This window comes from Marinobacterium sedimentorum, assembly GCF_024267675.1.
Classification (GTDB): domain Bacteria; phylum Pseudomonadota; class Gammaproteobacteria; order Pseudomonadales; family Balneatricaceae; genus Marinobacterium_A; species Marinobacterium_A sedimentorum.
Window position 1 is genome coordinate 17,158 of record NZ_JALDYX010000032.1, and the last position, 15,974, is coordinate 33,131.

A 15,974-nucleotide genomic window follows, 5' to 3' on the forward strand; every position below is an offset into this window, starting at 1 on the left:
GAAAGTCCGCCCAGCAGTATAACTCTATTTATCGGCGTACAGGGGCGCCAGGATCGCCCGGGTTCCGAATACCCCTGCGATTCTATTCATCGCGCCTGGCGCTGTTTTTCTCCTGCCGGTACAGCAGCACCCCGGCGATCATCACGGCAATACTGACGATGACCACTATCAGCGTTGCCAATGCATTGATCTGCGGGCTGACGCCAAGGCGCACACTGGAATACACCACCATGGGCAGGGTCGTGGCGCCGGGACCGGATACGAAACTGGCAATCACAAGGTCATCCATTGACAGCGTAAAGGCCAGCAGCCAGCCTGCCACCAGGGCCGGCGCAATGATGGGGAGGGTGATGGCGGAAAACACCTTCAGCGGCCGGGCGCCCAGATCGAGCGCCGCTTCCTCCAGCGACATGTCCATATGTGCCAGGCGGCTGCGTACTACTACAGTGACGTAGGCCATCGAACAGGTAATGTGGGCCAGGGTGATGGTGGTCTGGCCACGGCCGGCGGGCCAGCCGATCAGGTTTTGCATGGAGACAAACAGCAGCAGCAGCGAGAGCCCGATAATGACGTCCGGCATTACCATCGGGGCCGTCACCATGATTTCCAGGCTGGTGCGACAGCGAAAGCGTCGGTAGCGCACCAGTGCCATTGCCGCCAGGGTGCCCAGCACCACGGCGGCGCTGGCGTTGATGGCGGCGATCTTGATGCTGAGCCAGGCGGCGCCGAGTATCTGCTGGTTGTGCAGCAGTTCGCCGTACCATTTTGTGCTGAAGCCACCCCAGACAGTGACCAGGCGGCTTTCGTTAAATGAGTAGACGATCAGGCTGAGAATGGGACCGTAGAGGAAGGCGTAGCCGAACAGCAGCACCGTGAGCAACAGGGGTGAGCGCTTTGTCATGCAGCCGCCTCCTGATTACGCTGTTCGTAATGGCGCAGCAACATGAACGGGATGATCAGCACCACCAGCAGTACCGCGGCCAGTGCCGAGGCCAGTGGCCAGTCCTTGTTGCTGAAAAATTCGGTCCACATCAGCTTGCCGAGCATCAGGGTATCGGGGCCGCCGAGCAGGTCCGGGATAACGAATTCACCCATTACGGGGATAAACACCAGCATGGCACCGGCCAGTACACCGGGCATGGACAGTGGCAGGGTGATGCGCAGGAACTGTTTCCAGGGCCGGCAGCCCAGGTCAGCCGCGGCCTCCAGCAGCGTTATATCCAGTCGCACCAGGGTGGCATAAAGCGGCAGCACCATGAAGGGCAGGTAGCTGTAGACGATGCCGATATAAACAGCCACCGGGGTGTGCAGCATTTCCAGCGGACTGTCGATGATGCCCAGCCCCAGCAGCAGCTGATTGATCAGGCCGTTGTTTTTCAGAATGCCGATCCAGGCGTATACCCGTATCAGGAACGAGGTCCAGAACGGCAGGATGATCAGCATCATCAGCGGCAGGCGCCAGTGGCGCGGCGCCCGGGCGATGGCGTAGGCCATCGGGTAGCCCAGCAACAGCGTCAGCAGGGTCGAGAGGGCGGCGATCTGCAGCGAACTGATCAGGGCCTTGAGATACAGGCTGTCTTCCAGCAGCAGCTGATAGTTGCCCAGGTTAATGGCGAGCACCAGCACGCCGTCCTGGAATTCGCGCAGCAGGTCGAGATAGGGCGGCTGTGCCAGTACCGACTCAGACAGGCTGAGCTTGAGCACGAACAGGAAGGGCAGCGCAAAGAACAGCCCGAGCCACAGCCAGGGCAGACCTATGATGAGGCGCCGGCCTGTCAGCGCTCGGGATAGGTTGGCGCTCATTCGGTCAGTACCGAACAGCTGTCGGGCTGCCAGCCGAGGCTGACGTCCTGCTCCCAGGTCAGGGGCTGCTCGGCCAGTGCCTGTACGTTGGACTGGGTAAACTGTACCCGCTTGCCGCTGGGCAGTTCGGCATGATAGATCGAATTGCCGCCCAGGTAGGCGATTTCCTTGATGCGCCCGCGCACCTGGTTGAGGCTCTGTTCGCCGGGGGCCAGCAGGCGCACCTTTTCCGGCCGCACGGCCAGGGTCAGCGCCATGCCGGGCAGCATTTTTTCGCTGCTGCGTACCCGCAGCTCGGCGCCGGCCTCGTCGCAGGCCAGGCGGATTTCGTCGCCGCTGTGCTGCAGTACGCGGGCCTCGAACAGGTTGATAGACCCGATAAAGGAGGCGGCATAGCGGGTGGCGGGGAACTCGTACAGGCGCCTGGGTGCGTCCAGCTGCTCGATCTGGCCGTCACGCATCAGGGCGATGCGTGAGGACATGGTCATGGCCTCTTCCTGATCATGGGTGACGACGATAAAGGTGGTGCCCAGGCGTTCCTGAATATTGACCAGCTCGAACTGGGTTTTCTCGCGCAGCTTTTTGTCCAGCGCGCCCAGGGGTTCGTCCAGCAGCAGAATGCGCGGATGCCGTGCCAGGGCGCGGGCCAGGGCGACGCGCTGGCGCTGCCCGCCCGAGAGCTGGTGGGGCTTGCGTTTTGCCAGCGGGCTTATCTGCACCAGGTCCATCATATCCTGTACCCGCTCAGTGCGCTGCTGGCGGGCCATGGGCGTCTGCTTCAGGCCAAAGGCGATGTTGTCCGCCACGCTCATGTGGGGGAACAGGGCATATGACTGAAACATCATGTTGACCGGCCGTTCATAGGGCGGCACCCGGGTCATGTCCTGGCCATCAATCAGAACGCGGCCGCGATCGGGCGTTTCAAAACCGGCCAGCATGCGCAGCAGCGTGGTCTTGCCGCAGCCTGAAGGACCCAGCAGCGAAAAGAATTCACCCTGCTGGATGTCCAGGCTGACATTGTTTACCGCATAGGTGGTGCCGAAGGATTTGGTGATGCCCTCCAGCCGCACCGACGCTGTCATGGATGCGGTGGCTGCAGCGGCGGGCGCCGGTGAAATCGGGGTTTGTGTCATTGCTGCTATCTGGTTCCTGAATCAGAAATGCCCCCGAGGGGGCATTGTTGAGGCTGGAGATTGGCCTTACTGGCCGGTTTTTATCCGTGTCCAGAGGCGGTTGATCGCCTTGGTTTCGCGGTTGCTGGGTGTTTTCAGCGTGATGAAGCGCTCGCGGGTGGCCTGGGGCGGGTAAATGCCGGGGTCCTGACGCACCGCTTCATCCACCAGATCAGTGGCCGCCGCATTGGCGTTGGCGTAGGCGACATAGTTGCTGATCGGTGCAATGACATCCGGGCGCAGTATAAAGTCGATAAAGCGGTGTGCGGCATCACTGTTGGGGGCGTCCGCCGGAATCGCCATGACATCGGTCCAGACTACGGCGCCTTCGCGCGGCACCAGGTATGCGATCTCGACGCCATTGCCCGATTCTTCGGCGCGGGCCTTGGCCTGGAGTACATCGCCGCTGTAGCCGTGGGCAACACAGAGGTCACCGTTGGCCAGATCGTTGATGTACTGCGAGCTGTGGTAGTAGCGGATATTCGGCCGTACCGCGTTCAGCACCACGGCGGCCTCATCCAGGGCGGCGCTGCTGTAGTCGTTCGGTGCCTTCCCGATATAGGCCCTGGCAGCCACCAGTACTTCGGTGGGGTCATCCATCAGCGAGATACCGCAGCTGGCGAGCTTGGCGGTGACGGCGGGGTCAAACACCAGACTCCAGCTGTCCAGCGGCATATCAGCCCCCAGCACTTCGCGCACGCGGGTCAGGTTGATGCCAAGCCCGGTGGTGCCCCACATGTAGGGCGCCAGGTGCGCGCTGTCGGTGTCGATATCTGACAGCGAGTTCAGAATAACCGGATCCAGGTTGGCGTAATTGCTCAGCTTGGCCTTATCCAGCGGCTGGAAAATACCAGCCTTGATCTGGCGGTCGGCAAAGGGTCTGGCGGTGGGGAATACCAGATCGTAGCCGCTGTGGCCGGCCAGTAGCTTGGCTTCCAGCACCTCGTTGGAGTCATAAACGTCGTATAGTACCTTGATGCCGCTTTCCTGCTGGAAGCGCTCGATGGTGTCCTCGGCGATATAGTCCGACCAGTTGTAAATGTGCAGTTCCTGCTGCGCAAAGGCCTGCAGCGAGGCTCCGAACACCAGGCCGGTGACTAGCGTCTTGAGTATACAGGTTGTGCTTTTCATCCAGTCGGTTCCCCGGGTGTAAAGTGAGAATGGCTGGCGGAACGGCTGGCGCCAGCAATCGGCGCCGGTGCACAAAAGCGCCTGATTTGAATGCCGAATATGAACAATTCACATTAAAAAACCAATGTTTTTTTAGCGTGCCGGCAGAGTTTTTTAGCTGGCCGCGCCTGGCGGTGCCGGCGGGCTATCCTTGTGGTTGAGTCATCCAGACAGCGGAGGCGAACATGCCCCACAAGAATGCACTTGAACTGGCCCTGGCGGTACAGGATGCCGCTATCGTTGCGGCGCTGCAGGGCTATGAAAACGCGGCCATCAGCGGGCTCTGTCACGAAGGCGCCTGGGAGGCGGCGATCAGCGCGATCCGGATGATGGATCTGGATGCCCTGGTTGCAGATGAGCCGGCTAAAAGGGGGCAACAGCCCTGATTCGCCGGAGGGTCCTGCGGGGGGCTCTGCGAGTCAGTCCGACAGGTAATACTCGACGGTGGTTACCACCCGCAGCTTTTTGATGTGAGGGTTGTTGCGGTCTCGATCCGAGATCGAGAACTGGCCCTGCTGTGCCGAGCGAATCTTGCCGAGCCGGCTGTCGGAATCGGCGGCGAATTTTTCTGCCACCGCACGCGCCTCGCGAGTCGCCTCCTCGACCATGGCGGGCTTGACGTCGTTCAGGCGATTGAACAGGTACTCGGTACTGTTGCCGTACTGATCACCTGTCAGGGCTATGCCACTTTGCCCCAGTTCCGCCAGATCCTGCATGACCAGGCGCACCTGATCAACGCGGGTGGAATACAGAGTAACGGTTTGAGTGCCGCTGTAGCGCTGGCTGTAGTTGCCCTCGCCATACTGCTGTACCTGCTTGTCGATCACCGCCGGTGGCGACAGGCTGATTTCAGCGGGTTCAATGCCGCGTAGCAGCAGAAAGGCGCGAATCTGTTCAGCATGGCGCTGCTGGCGGGCGTAGAGGGCGGTCAGGTCGTTATCCACGACACTGAACTGGATCGGCCAGAGCACTATATCGGCCGGGTACTCCCGCTCCGACAGGCCCTTTACGGTGACCGAGCGTTCGAGTGCCTTCACCCGCAGTGCGCTCTCGCCCAGCAGATACCCCAGGGCAGCAAGCCCCAGCAGAATGCAGAGTCCCAGCAGCAGTGCGCTGCTACGCTGTGTCGTGCTCATTCATATCTCCCTGACCAGTTAACAAGCGCTATACACTCATCTTGCCACTTTCATCTGAACAGGTCGTGAACCGGGCTTAATCGACTCTGCCGGGGTTTGAGCAGCATCAGCTGATGCTGACCCTGGCATCCCCGATCCCCGGGAAGCGGGCGATGATTTCACAACCGGGTTCAACGAAACAGGTACCGGTCCAGCTGCCGGCACTGAACAGATCGCCGGCTCTGAGCCCGCCAAAACGCTGTACCGTGGCGTTGATGGCCGCTGTCATGATGTTGAACGGATCTCCCACCGTATTGCTGGCGGTGGCGCTGACGTGCTCAGAGCCGTCGACCAGTAACAGAGCCTGCTGCTGGCTGTGGTCAATGTTCTGCCAGTCGGCATACAGATCTCCCACAATCAGGGCACCGTTCATCTGGCTGTCGGCCAGCTGCCAGAACGCCGTCTGTTCCCGCCAGTGTCGCATGCGACTGTCGATAATCTCGATGGTGACCTGTATGCCGTCGATGGCACTGCGGACCTCGGCTTCGCTGTAGGGCGCATCTCGTGCGGGCAGGTCCCGCCCCAGTCGATAGGCCAGCTCTGCCTCGGCGCCGATTTCATGGAAATCCGCAGCCGCCAGGGTACTGTGGTTGTCGAATACCCGATCGGGGGGGATGGGCGCCACAAAGGGCGTGACGCTGGCATTGGCAGCCCCGGCTTTCCAGGCGTTTATTCGCAGGCCGCGGTTTAGCCAGAGTGCGTGACAGACCGCATCCTGTATCGCATAGGCGTCCTGATAGGAGTCGGGCGTGCAGCCAGAGGGCAGCTCGCTCAGCTGGGTATGCTCCAGCCTCGCAGAAAGCAGCGGTGCGGCGGCCTGTTCAATTTGTTGTGCAGTCAGAGACATGGTGTGTCCTTGTATCGACGGGGTGAGAAGTCGGCCTCACCCTATTGGGTTTTACGGGCGGAATCAGTGTTGCAGTTTTGGCACTATGGCACCGCGATAGCCAATAACATGACTCGCCATGCGATGCCCGTCTGCGGCAGCCTGTTCCGCGCTCTTGCCGTTCAAGCGCGCAGCTATATAAGCTCCATTGAAGGAATCGCCCGCCGCCGTGGTATCCACCGGCTGTGATACCTGCATGGGTGCAACCTCGAAGTCGGATTCTGCCCAGCGGCCCAGGCATGGCTCGGCACCCTGTTTGACGACGACTTCCCCAACGCCACTGCGCTGAATGCGGACAATGGTGTCGCTGGCGCAGGCATCGCCGAACAACGCCTGTTCATCCTCGAATGTTGGCAGTGCCAGGGTGCATACCTGCAGCGCATCGGTCACCGCCTGCTGTGCCTCCGCCAGGCTCTGCCACAGTCGCGGGCGGTAGTTGGTATCAAAAATGATGGTTTTTCCCGCGTGGCGCATGCGTCCCAAAAAGGTCAGCAAGCGGGTACGGCTGTCCGGATCCAGGATGCCCAGGGTAATGCCTGAGAAGTAGAGCGCATCGTAGTCCTCCAGCCGCGCACAGAGCTCGGTGAAAGCCGGTGCCTGCACCAGCTGCCTTGCGGCGGCTTGTGAGCGCCAGAACCAGGGTTTGCGCTCGCCGTTCTCCAGCGTAATGGCATAGAGCCCTGGCAGTTGCCCGGGCAGGCTGAGCACGGTGGAGGTATCGATGGCTTCAGTGGCGATAAAGTCGCGCATTTCGAGGCTGAAGGGGTCATCGCCCAGGGCGGAGACATAACTGACACAAGCGGCCTGATCACCCAGTGCACGTTTGGCATAGACGGCGACGTTAAGAGTGTCGCCACCAAAGGTGCGGCGGGTAGTGCCATCGGCCATGTCCTGAATTTCGATCATGCATTCGCCGATTGAAGCTATACGTAACATGCTCAGACTCCTGGAACCGGGGTAGGGAGGGGGTGATTCGCCACATGGGCCGCGATGTTGTCCAGCACCAGACGCCCCATGGCCATGCGGGCCTGATCGGTGGCACTGGCGATGTGGGGCGTTAATACCAACTGTGGATGCTCCAGCAGCGCTCGCGGCACGCGGGGCTCATCGGCGAACACATCCAGGGCGGCGGCGCCCAGCTCTTGGGCCTGCAGTGCCTGCAGCAGGGCACTTTCATCCACCACAGTGCCGCGGGCAACATTGACCAGAAGGCCGTTTGGCCCCAGTGCCCGCATGACATCCCGACTCACCAGGCCGGCGGTGGACGGGCCGCCGGCACAGGCGACCACCAGCGCATCCACGGTCTGCGCCAGTTCGACCGGATCGGCGATGAAGGTACCCGGCAGGTCCGGCCTGGGAGCGCGGTCGCTGTAGTAAATATCCATGGAAAACGCCCGGGCTAGGCGGGCGATCTCCTGGCCAATCTGACCGTAGCCCAGAATACCGAGCTTGCGGTGGCGCAGGCTCCAGCCGAGTCCAAGCTTGCCGTCTGACCAGCAGCCTGCGCGCACAAAGCGGTCGCCTTCGGCGATGCGACGGCTGGCACTGAGCAGCAGTCCCAGTGCCAGATCCGCCACGCTTTCGGTCAGCACACCCGGTGTCGAGGTGACGGCGATGCCCCGTGAGCGGCAGTACTCCAGATCAATCGCGTCCAGACCAACGCCATAGATAGTGATCAGCTTCAACGCCGGCATGGCCGCCATGAGCTCGGTGCTGGCACCGATGGCGCCATTAGTGACCAGTATTTCGCAGTCGCCGGCAAGCGCGCTGAGGTCGGCCGGGTCGCCGCCGGGCCCAAAGTGCCGCACTTCGTAGCGGGCCTGCAGTTCTTCCATGATGGCGGCGGGCGCCAGCTGTGCGAGTGTTACGATGCTAGGTTTCACGGTCTGTTTCTCCTGTCAGGAACGAATGCCAATGAGTTCGGGTGCCATCAGTTCTGGCAGTCCCAGGGTCAACTCCGGGAAAACAATGATCAGCAGCAGGACGGCGGTCATGGCGCCGAGATAAATCAGGGTCGGTACCAGGCATTTGAGCAGGTTGATGCCGCCAATCTTGGAGGCGATCATCAGGCACAGGCCGTAGGGCGGAGTGATCAGGCCAAAGCCCAGCGCCATGACGCCGACGATGCCGAATTGCACCGGGTGTATGCCGGCCTGCAGCGCCAATGGCAGGAACAGCGGCGCTATGATGGCCATGGCCGGCAGTGAGTCCATAAAGGTGCCAATCAGCAGCATCACCAGGGTCATGACCAGCATCAGGGTGACCGGATCGGTCAGGGTGATACCGCCCATCAGGGTGTTGGGCACCTCATAGAACGAGATCAGATAGCCGAAGATGGATGCCGCCACCAGACTGAATAGTGAAAGCGCAGACAGGCGAATGGTTGAGGTGCTGGCCTGCATGACCTTGCTCAGGTTCAGGGTGCGGTAGATAACAAAGCCCAGAAAAAGGGCATAGATCACGGCAATGACCGCAGCTTCCGTGGGCGTAAACCAGCCAAAGCGAATGCCACCGATAATCAGTACCGGAATAGCGGCTGCCAGGAGCCCATCCTTGGAGGAGATCAACAGTGCCCGGCGACTGGCCGGCGCCTGTACCGGGATCTTCAGTTTGCGCACGAACCAGGTGTTGGTGAGCAGCTGTGACAGACCGATCATGATGCCGGGTACAATCCCGGCCAGAAACATGCCGCCGATGGACGTATTGGTGAGCGCGCCCCAGACGATCATGTTGATGCTGGGCGGAATGATGATGCCGATTACCGACGAGGCTGCCGTAACGGCTACGGCGAACTCCGTGGGATAGCCCTCGCGTTTCATTGAGGGTATCAGGATGGACCCCACCCCGGCGCTGTCGGCGGTGGATGAGCCCGACACACCGGCGAACATCATGCTTACCGCCACATTGACATGGGCCAGGGCGCCCTTGAAGCGACCCAGCAGGTTCATGGCGAAACGGATCAGCTTGTCGGTGACCTCCGCCTGGTTGATCAGGTTGCCGGCCAGCAGAAAGATAGGGACTGCCAGAAGCACGAAGGAATCCATGCCGTTGTACATGCGCTGGAAGACGATCCAGTTTGTCAGGCGCGGGTCCAGCACGGTGATGGCAACGGCGCTGGCGATCAGCGCAAAGGCGATGGGGATGCCGATGGTGATGAAGAGTCCCAGCAGCAGGAACAGGGCCCAGGGCAAGAGCCAGAAGAAGTCGGCTTCGATCATGATTTTGGCTCCTGTAAGCTGTCTCTGCGGGCGTCGTTATGGTTTTTGTTGTCGAAGTCGCTGGCGCCGTCCGGATTCAGTGCGCTGGTGTCGCCAAGGCGTTCCAGGTAGGCAAAGCCGTACAGCCAGAGTCCCAGCAGGCGCTGCAGCGAGAACAGCAGCATGATGCTGCCGCAGGTGGTGAAGGTGATGTACATCCAGAACATGGGCAGGCGCGCTGCGGTGGATTTGCGATGCCAGCCGGAGTCCGCAAATTCGTAGCCGTAGATCATCAGGTAGAGCGCCAGTGCCAGCATGGCCAGTTCGGCGATCAGGCGGCAGGCCCGGTCGGCGCGCCGGCCGGGCTTGAAAGCGTGCAGCACAAAATGATCCGCGTGCAGTACACCCAGCGCCGTGCCAAAGGCGATAGACCATTGAAAGCTGAAGCGTGCCAGTTCTTCGCTCCAGTAAATCACCGGCAGGGCCGGCAGGTTGCGGCTCAGGATCTGGTAGGCGATCAGGCCGACAAAGGCGAACAGCAGCACCTGCAGCAGCCGCTCCAGTCCGTGTTCGAGGTGCCGGTTGACGCCTTCCAGTGTGATCAGCGCAGGGCGTAACGAACCTGCGCGTCTGACGTTCAGGTTATCAGTAAAAATCATGCCAGTTACCTTGTGAGTCTGTGAGACTGGAAACGGGGCCACAACGCAAGCTGCCGCCCCGGCAGCGGCTTATTCGGCCTGCTGAATACGCAGATACAGATCGTCCAGCTCCATTTTCTTCGCCACGGCCAGCAGCGGCGCCTGTACCCGGCGTTTCATCTCGACCCGATCCAGTGGATACAGAATGGCGCCTTCGGCAACCAGGTCCGCCTCGGATTTGGCATCCAGTTTCAGCTGTATCTGGCGGGCATAGGCCGAAGCCTCGGCGGCGGCCCGGTTGACAGCCGTTTGCTGCGTTGCTGACAGCTTGTCCAGGGTCTTGCCGGACAGCGTCATCAGGCGCACGGTGATGTCGTGCTCAGACAGGCCGATATGGGGAGCGACCTCATGAAAACGCATGCGGTAAATCCATTCGGGCTCGTTGAGCAGGCCGTCGATGGCCCCCAGTTGCAGACCGGTATAGATTTCCTTCCAGGCAAAGGTGGTCGGTTGTGCGCCCAGTGCGCTCCAGGCTTCGATCAGCGGGTCTGTCGGGTTCACTCGAATCTTCATGCCCTGCAGGTCATCCAGGCTGTTCAGCGGCTTGTTACTGACGATCTGCCGCTTGCCGCCGCCGAAGTAACCGATCACCGTCACGCCGGACTCCGCATGGATGCGTTGACTGATTTCCTGGCCTAGGTCGCCGCTCAGTACGTTGTTCCAGTGAGCGGCATCGCGGTACAGAAACGGAAAGCTGAAGATGTTGGCGGTTTCGGAAAAATCGGTGATTTTTCCGGGGTTGATAATGGATACATCCAGTACACCGGCCATTTGCTGCTCGAACAGCTCTCCCTCGTCACCAAGCACGCCGTTGGGAAATATCTGCACGTCTATGTCGTTATCGGAAAACTGTCTTACCAGTTGCTGGAATTTGACCGCGCCCTCCTGATAGGCCGTATCTTCGGCTCCAAGGTGACCAAAGCGCAGCGTTACGGAGGCTGCAGAGACGGCGGTTGTCAGTGTAAGGGCGGTCGCACCGACGACCAGGCTGGCCGAGAGTGTTTTAATGAAGGTTTTCATAATTTTTATCTTCTCCATTGGTTCAAGAGTGTTTCAGGCACAGGGGTATTGCCCCGATAACGGCTGGCGCCGGCTTATCGGGTGTGGCAATTCAGGTTATTGGGTGAAGCGCTCTGGGTTAGCGCCTATCGCCAGGCAGCTCGGGGCTGGGGAGGGCGCCGCTATTGCCGCAGGAGCCGCGTATGATCAGTTCCGCCGGCAGAATATGCTGCTGCCTGGGTTGATCTGGAAATTCCATGCGGGCCAGCAACATGTGCGCCGCCCTGCGACCCATTTCAAACGCATGGGAGTCGATGGTGGTCAGGGCCGGTATGCGATCTTCGGCTTCTTCCACATTGTCGAATCCGGTGATCGCGAAATCCCTGCCGGGCACCAGTCCAAGGCGCCGCAGGCCGGCCATCATGCCAAAGGCGGTAACGTCGTTGAAACAGACCGCCGCGCTGACCTCGGGATGTTCGCGGCGCAAGGTTTCGACGAAACTCCTGCCACTGCGGCGACTGGGCTCGATGTGAAAAATCAGGCTGGCGTCCTGCTCATGCCGTTGCAGGGCATCAATAAAGCCCTGGTGTCGTTCCAGGGTTGCCGAGTGCAGCCGGTCACCGCCGACAAAGGCAATATGACGGTGACCCAGGGCAATCAGGTGCTCGCAGATCTGGTCGATCCCGCTGCGGTAATCGGTGCTGACATAGTCAAAGGGCGAATCCGGCAGGGTGCGCAGCAGCTGAACACAGGGAATCTGCCACTGCTGCAGGGTGTTGACCATGGCAGGGTCAGTACCGAAGGCCGGGCACAGCAGAATTCCATCGACACTCTGTTCGCTCAGGCGTGAAAGTAACGATGCCTGGCGTTCCGGGTCCTCGTTATAACTGGCCAGGAACAGCATCTTGCCGGCTTCGGTCAACACTTCATTGACCCCGGCGGACAACTGGGCAAAGAACGGGTTGGCGATATCGCCGATCACCAGGCCGATGATGTCTGAAGATTGATTACGCAGGTTGGCGGCACTGCGGTTATAGACATATCCGACTTCAACTGCGGCTGTCTCGACGCGCCTGCGTGTTTCTTCGCTGATACGGGGATCTTTGCGCAGCGCCATCGAGACGGTTGCCGAAGAGGTACCAGAGACACGGGCAACATCCTTGATGGTCGCACGTTTTTTCGGGTCGGTTATTGTCGTCATTATAATCGCCGTTTAATCGTTTAAATTGGAGTTTAATCGATTAAATGCCGAAGTCAAGCCCTCCTGTGACGGGCTCTTTAAGGTGCGGCTCAGTGGTGTCGCCGCCAGTTGGGGTGATGCCGTGCTTCATGGCGGCCGTCGATGGATGGCTGCGGTATACTATTGTCCGGTGTAACAACGGGAGCTGAGCGGGATGCAATACTGGTTGTTCAAGTCTGAACCGGATGTGTTTGGCATTGATGATCTGGCCCAGTCGCCTGATCAGACGGCGCGCTGGGATGAAATACGCAACTATCAGGCGCGCAATTTTCTGCGTGATGAGGTGCGTGTCGGTGATCAGGTGTTTATTTACCACAGCAGCTGCAAGCAGGTCGGTATTGCCGGTGTTGCCGAAGTGGTACGCGCAGCCTATCCGGACCCCAGTCAGTTTGAGCCCTCCCATGCCCTGTTCGATGTGAAAGCGGCCCCGGGATCACCGCGCTGGTTCTGTGTGGATATTCGGTTGCGTGAGAGCTTCAGCCGGGTCATACCGCTGCGCCAGCTCAAGGCGACTGCGGCGCTGGCCGATATGACGCTTTTGCGCCAGGGGCGGCTTTCGGTGCAGCCGGTCAGCGCCGCGCAGTGGCAGCTTGTACTAGAGTTACGCTAATTGCTGATTTTTCTGAATACTATTCCGACTCTTGCTGGGTATACTGAAATAAAAAAGTGCTCTGGCTGAACTGCTGCGGGCCGCTGTGCGGCTCGCAGCAGTTTAGATCGGGCAAAATCGTTGTGACAGGGAGCACCAGTACGCATGATCATTCGCAAGGCCAGGGAGGCGTTCGGTGGGTTGCTGTTGCCGTATCTAGGAGTGCTGATGGTGGTGCTCAGCGGCATACTGGGAACAGAATACGTGGCGCGTCTGGCCGCCGAGCGTGATCGTGAGTCGGCGCAGCTGGAAACCCAGATACAGTTGTCGGAGCTGCGTGCCTGGCTCGAAAGCGAAATCAATTCGGTGCTCTATCTGACCCGGGGCCTGACGGCTTATTTGGTGGCGCGCCCGAATGCGACGCCGGCGGAGCTGGCCGTGGTAGCGCCCTACATCGTGCGTGGCAGTGATCATATTCGCAATATTGGTTTGGCGCCGGACAATATCATTCGCTTTGTCTATCCGCTCACCGGCAATGAAGCCGCCCTCGGACTTGATTACACCCAGGATTCCAAACAGTGGCCGGCCATTCAACGCGCGATGGAGCACGGTGACATGCTGGTGAGCGGGCCACTGCCGCTTATTCAGGGCGGCAGTGGCCTGATTGCGCGCAGCCCGATATTTATCGATGAAGGCAAGGACAGCCGTTATTGGGGAATGGTGTCGATTGTAATCGACATGGATTCCCTGCTGGGCGCCGCGGGTCTGAATGACAACCCCAGAGGTATCGCGTTGCGCGGAACCGATGGTCAGGGGGCCGGGGGTGAGCAGTTTTTCGGCCCGGCGGGCGTGTTTCAAAATCCCGCGGTGCTGACGCAGCCCGTTAATTTTCGTCACAGCCAGTGGGAAATCGCGGTTGTGCCTGACTACAGCGGGCAGGGTCATTCCAGCATGCGGGTGAGGGGGTTGCTGTACGGACTGCTGCTGGCCATAGTGGCGCTATTGCTGCAGCTTATTCGGGTATTTTGTCGTGCCCGTCACCAGGCCTCGGTCGATTCCCTCACCGGGCTCCCCAACCGGCGCATTTTGCTTGAACGCGCCAATCAGCTGATCGCCCAGGCCAGGCGCAATGACAGTGGTTTTGCCCTCTGCTACGTCGACCTCAATGGTTTCAAACCGGTGAATGATCATTATGGCCATCATGCCGGCGATCAGGTGCTACAGGAGACCGCTTCGCGCTTGCGCCTGGCGTTGCGAGCGGTGGATACGGTGGCGCGTACCGGCGGCGACGAGTTCGTATTGCTGCTGCCGGGCATCGAGTTGGCAGCGAATGTGGATGCGGTACTGCAAAAGCTATCGGTCGCCCTGCGGGTGCCGGTGCGCTATAAAAGTCAGAGTATTGTCGTGGGGGCCAGCATGGGCTGGGCGCTCTATCCGCGCGAGGCCGACAGCCTGGATGCGCTGATGGCGCTGGCGGATAGCCGCATGTACGAAATGAAGGAAAACCTCAGGGCTGTCGCTCGCAGTGCGCAGGTGGGCACCGCGGTGCCATAGGCTTGAGTTACAGACCGAAGCCTGCTGGATGCTGGGAGTCTGCCTCTGGCGTTAGTGTCCGGAGCGCAGAACCATCTGAATGCACTGAGGGCGCTGGCGGACAGTCGGAGGCATGAACTGAAGCTGCGTAGCGTGCCGGCAACAGTGGTGTCAGGATCAGCCCGTTTTCAGGTGCGATTTTCAGCCATCCGTAAACCGCCCCAGGCGTTGCCTGAGCATGCGGTTTTCGTACCTGAGCTGCTCAAGTTCGTCCAGCAGATCGAGTGCCAGTGCAATGCCGGACCAGTCAATCTCAAGCTCACGGTGCAGGCGTAATGCCCGCCGGGCAGTAAACACCATCTGAAATTCGAAACGCCAGTCACCGGCTGTATCCGCGTGCGGGTCAAGGATGCCGGCCTCAATCATTCGCCGCAGGGTATCGCTGGGCAGGTGAGAGGCGTGTATGAACTCGTCCAGGGTCATTTCAATCATTTGCGGGGTCATCGCTTGCTCCATTCGGCTCTGGGGTCAAAGGACGCCGATTCGGCCAGTTGCTGCCACTGCTGGCGAATCTTGTCATCGCTGCCGGGCGGCATCATGACTTTCAACACCGCAAAGAGATCGCCCTTGTGTCCCTTGCCAACCAGGCCTTTTCCCTTGACCCGCAGGCGCTGGCCGGTCTGACTCTGGGCGGGAATGGTCAGGTGGATTCTGCCGGTGAGCGTCGGTACCTCGATCTTGGCGCCCAGAGCGGCTTCCCAGGGGGCAAGCGGCACTGTGATAACCAGGTTGTGTCCCTCGACATCGAACAGTGGGTGAGGTACAAGACGGATCCGCAGATACAGATCACCGCCGGGTCCTCCGCCCGTTCCGGGGGCTCCCTGACCCTTGAGGCGAATGCGCTCGCCATCGCCGACACCGGCCGGAATTTTCACGTTCAGGTGCTTTTTCCGCCGGGTCAGCTGGCCATTGGCGCCGGGCTCGGTCACCTCGAAGGATACGGGCATGGATTCTTCCGAGAGGGTGTCCTCAAGAAAGACGGGCAGGTCGAGTTCTATGTCATGGCCACGGCGCTCAAAACCGCGTTCTGTCCCGCTATACGGCTGCTGACGTTGCTGCGCACCACCAAATATCGATTCAAAAAAGTCCGAGAAGTCGCCGGAAAAGGTGGTGTGACCGCTGTCGCCGAATCCGCTTGATGGTTGCCAGTCTGGCGGAGGCTCGAACGTCTTGCCATGGCGGCCATAGCGTTTCAGTTCGTCATATTCCGCCCGTTTCTGGGCATCCTTCAGGACCTCGTAGGCCTCGGCGACCTCCTTGAACTGGGCTTCGGCATTGGATTCGCTGCTGACATCGGGATGATATTTGCGTGCCAGCTTGCGGTAGGCGTTCTTGATGGTGGGCTTGTCGGCGTCTGCAGCGACACCGAGAACCTTGTAATAGTCTTTAAACTCCATAGCACTGCTGCCTCGGCGGGTCATTATAGATCCCTATTGAGACACTGTAGTCGAG

17 protein-coding genes are annotated in these 15,974 nt (G+C 60.1%); 3 read left to right on the plus strand and 14 right to left on the minus strand.

What is annotated here, in order from left to right:
* Positions 1-82 precede the first annotated feature (82 nt).
* The 4 genes from MRS74_RS19590 to MRS74_RS19605 form a co-directional block, all read right to left on the minus strand.
* Entirely contained in the window at positions 83-901 is an 819-nt protein-coding gene (locus MRS74_RS19590; protein WP_254581966.1) for an ABC transporter permease subunit, read from the minus strand.
* On the minus strand, positions 898-1,803 hold the full coding sequence (locus MRS74_RS19595; RefSeq protein ID WP_254581967.1) for an ABC transporter permease subunit: 906 nt from the start codon (positions 1,801-1,803) through the stop codon (positions 898-900). Before MRS74_RS19595 ends, MRS74_RS19590 begins: the two co-directional genes overlap by 4 nt.
* Positions 1,800-2,936, minus strand: a complete 1,137-nt coding sequence (locus tag MRS74_RS19600) for an ABC transporter ATP-binding protein (protein WP_254581968.1) — start codon at positions 2,934-2,936, stop codon at positions 1,800-1,802. Before MRS74_RS19600 ends, MRS74_RS19595 begins: the two co-directional genes overlap by 4 nt.
* Before the next feature lie 66 nt (positions 2,937-3,002).
* The gene (locus MRS74_RS19605) at positions 3,003-4,106 is read right to left on the minus strand and encodes a polyamine ABC transporter substrate-binding protein (RefSeq protein ID WP_254581969.1); all 1,104 of its coding nucleotides are present in this window, start codon (positions 4,104-4,106) and stop codon (positions 3,003-3,005) included.
* 224 nt (positions 4,107-4,330) lie between these two features.
* Here MRS74_RS19605 and MRS74_RS19610 point away from each other — a divergent pair, with 224 nt between their 5' ends.
* Positions 4,331-4,531: a hypothetical protein gene (locus MRS74_RS19610; protein ID WP_254581970.1), complete on the plus strand. Its 201-nt coding sequence runs from the start codon at positions 4,331-4,333 to the stop codon at positions 4,529-4,531.
* A gap of 33 nt (positions 4,532-4,564) precedes the next feature.
* Here the strand turns inward: MRS74_RS19610 and MRS74_RS19615 are convergent, their stop codons facing one another.
* The 8 genes from MRS74_RS19615 to MRS74_RS19650 form a co-directional block, all read right to left on the minus strand.
* On the minus strand, positions 4,565-5,281 hold the full coding sequence (locus MRS74_RS19615) for an SIMPL domain-containing protein (protein WP_254581971.1): 717 nt from the start codon (positions 5,279-5,281) through the stop codon (positions 4,565-4,567).
* 106 nt (positions 5,282-5,387) lie between these two features.
* Positions 5,388-6,167 carry a 2-keto-4-pentenoate hydratase gene (locus MRS74_RS19620; protein WP_254581972.1) on the minus strand — a complete coding sequence of 260 codons (780 nt, stop codon included), beginning with the start codon at positions 6,165-6,167 and terminating at the stop codon, positions 5,388-5,390.
* A 63-nt stretch (positions 6,168-6,230) separates the two neighbouring features.
* Positions 6,231-7,142 (minus strand): sugar kinase, encoded by a 912-nt coding sequence (locus tag MRS74_RS19625; RefSeq protein ID WP_254581973.1) that lies wholly within the window; start codon positions 7,140-7,142, stop codon positions 6,231-6,233.
* Positions 7,143-7,144: 2 nt separating this feature from the next.
* Complete coding sequence (locus MRS74_RS19630) at positions 7,145-8,089, minus strand: 2-hydroxyacid dehydrogenase (RefSeq protein ID WP_254581974.1); 945 nt, start codon at positions 8,087-8,089, stop codon at positions 7,145-7,147.
* A gap of 15 nt (positions 8,090-8,104) precedes the next feature.
* Positions 8,105-9,424 (minus strand): TRAP transporter large permease, encoded by a 1,320-nt coding sequence (locus MRS74_RS19635; RefSeq protein WP_254581975.1) that lies wholly within the window; start codon positions 9,422-9,424, stop codon positions 8,105-8,107.
* Positions 9,421-10,062 (minus strand): TRAP transporter small permease, encoded by a 642-nt coding sequence (locus MRS74_RS19640; protein ID WP_084783800.1) that lies wholly within the window; start codon positions 10,060-10,062, stop codon positions 9,421-9,423. Before MRS74_RS19640 ends, MRS74_RS19635 begins: the two co-directional genes overlap by 4 nt.
* Before the next feature lie 69 nt (positions 10,063-10,131).
* Positions 10,132-11,121: a TRAP transporter substrate-binding protein gene (locus MRS74_RS19645; RefSeq protein WP_254581976.1), complete on the minus strand. Its 990-nt coding sequence runs from the start codon at positions 11,119-11,121 to the stop codon at positions 10,132-10,134.
* 118 nt (positions 11,122-11,239) lie between these two features.
* Entirely contained in the window at positions 11,240-12,301 is a 1,062-nt protein-coding gene (locus MRS74_RS19650) for a LacI family DNA-binding transcriptional regulator (protein WP_254581977.1), read from the minus strand.
* Between the two features lie 193 nt (positions 12,302-12,494).
* On the opposite strand from MRS74_RS19650, the gene MRS74_RS19655 reads away from it, so the two are divergent.
* Together MRS74_RS19655 and MRS74_RS19660 are read left to right on the plus strand one after the other, a co-directional pair.
* On the plus strand, positions 12,495-12,950 hold the full coding sequence (locus tag MRS74_RS19655) for an EVE domain-containing protein (protein WP_254581978.1): 456 nt from the start codon (positions 12,495-12,497) through the stop codon (positions 12,948-12,950).
* 144 nt (positions 12,951-13,094) lie between these two features.
* The gene (locus tag MRS74_RS19660; protein ID WP_254581979.1) at positions 13,095-14,483 is read left to right on the plus strand and encodes a diguanylate cyclase domain-containing protein; all 1,389 of its coding nucleotides are present in this window, start codon (positions 13,095-13,097) and stop codon (positions 14,481-14,483) included.
* 180 nt (positions 14,484-14,663) lie between these two features.
* Here the strand turns inward: MRS74_RS19660 and MRS74_RS19665 are convergent, their stop codons facing one another.
* On the minus strand, positions 14,664-14,966 hold the full coding sequence (locus tag MRS74_RS19665) for a chaperone modulator CbpM (RefSeq protein WP_306422015.1): 303 nt from the start codon (positions 14,964-14,966) through the stop codon (positions 14,664-14,666).
* Complete coding sequence (cbpA, locus tag MRS74_RS19670) at positions 14,963-15,919, minus strand: curved DNA-binding protein (protein WP_254581980.1); 957 nt, start codon at positions 15,917-15,919, stop codon at positions 14,963-14,965. Before cbpA ends, MRS74_RS19665 begins: the two co-directional genes overlap by 4 nt.
* Between the last annotated feature and the right edge of the window lie 55 nt (positions 15,920-15,974).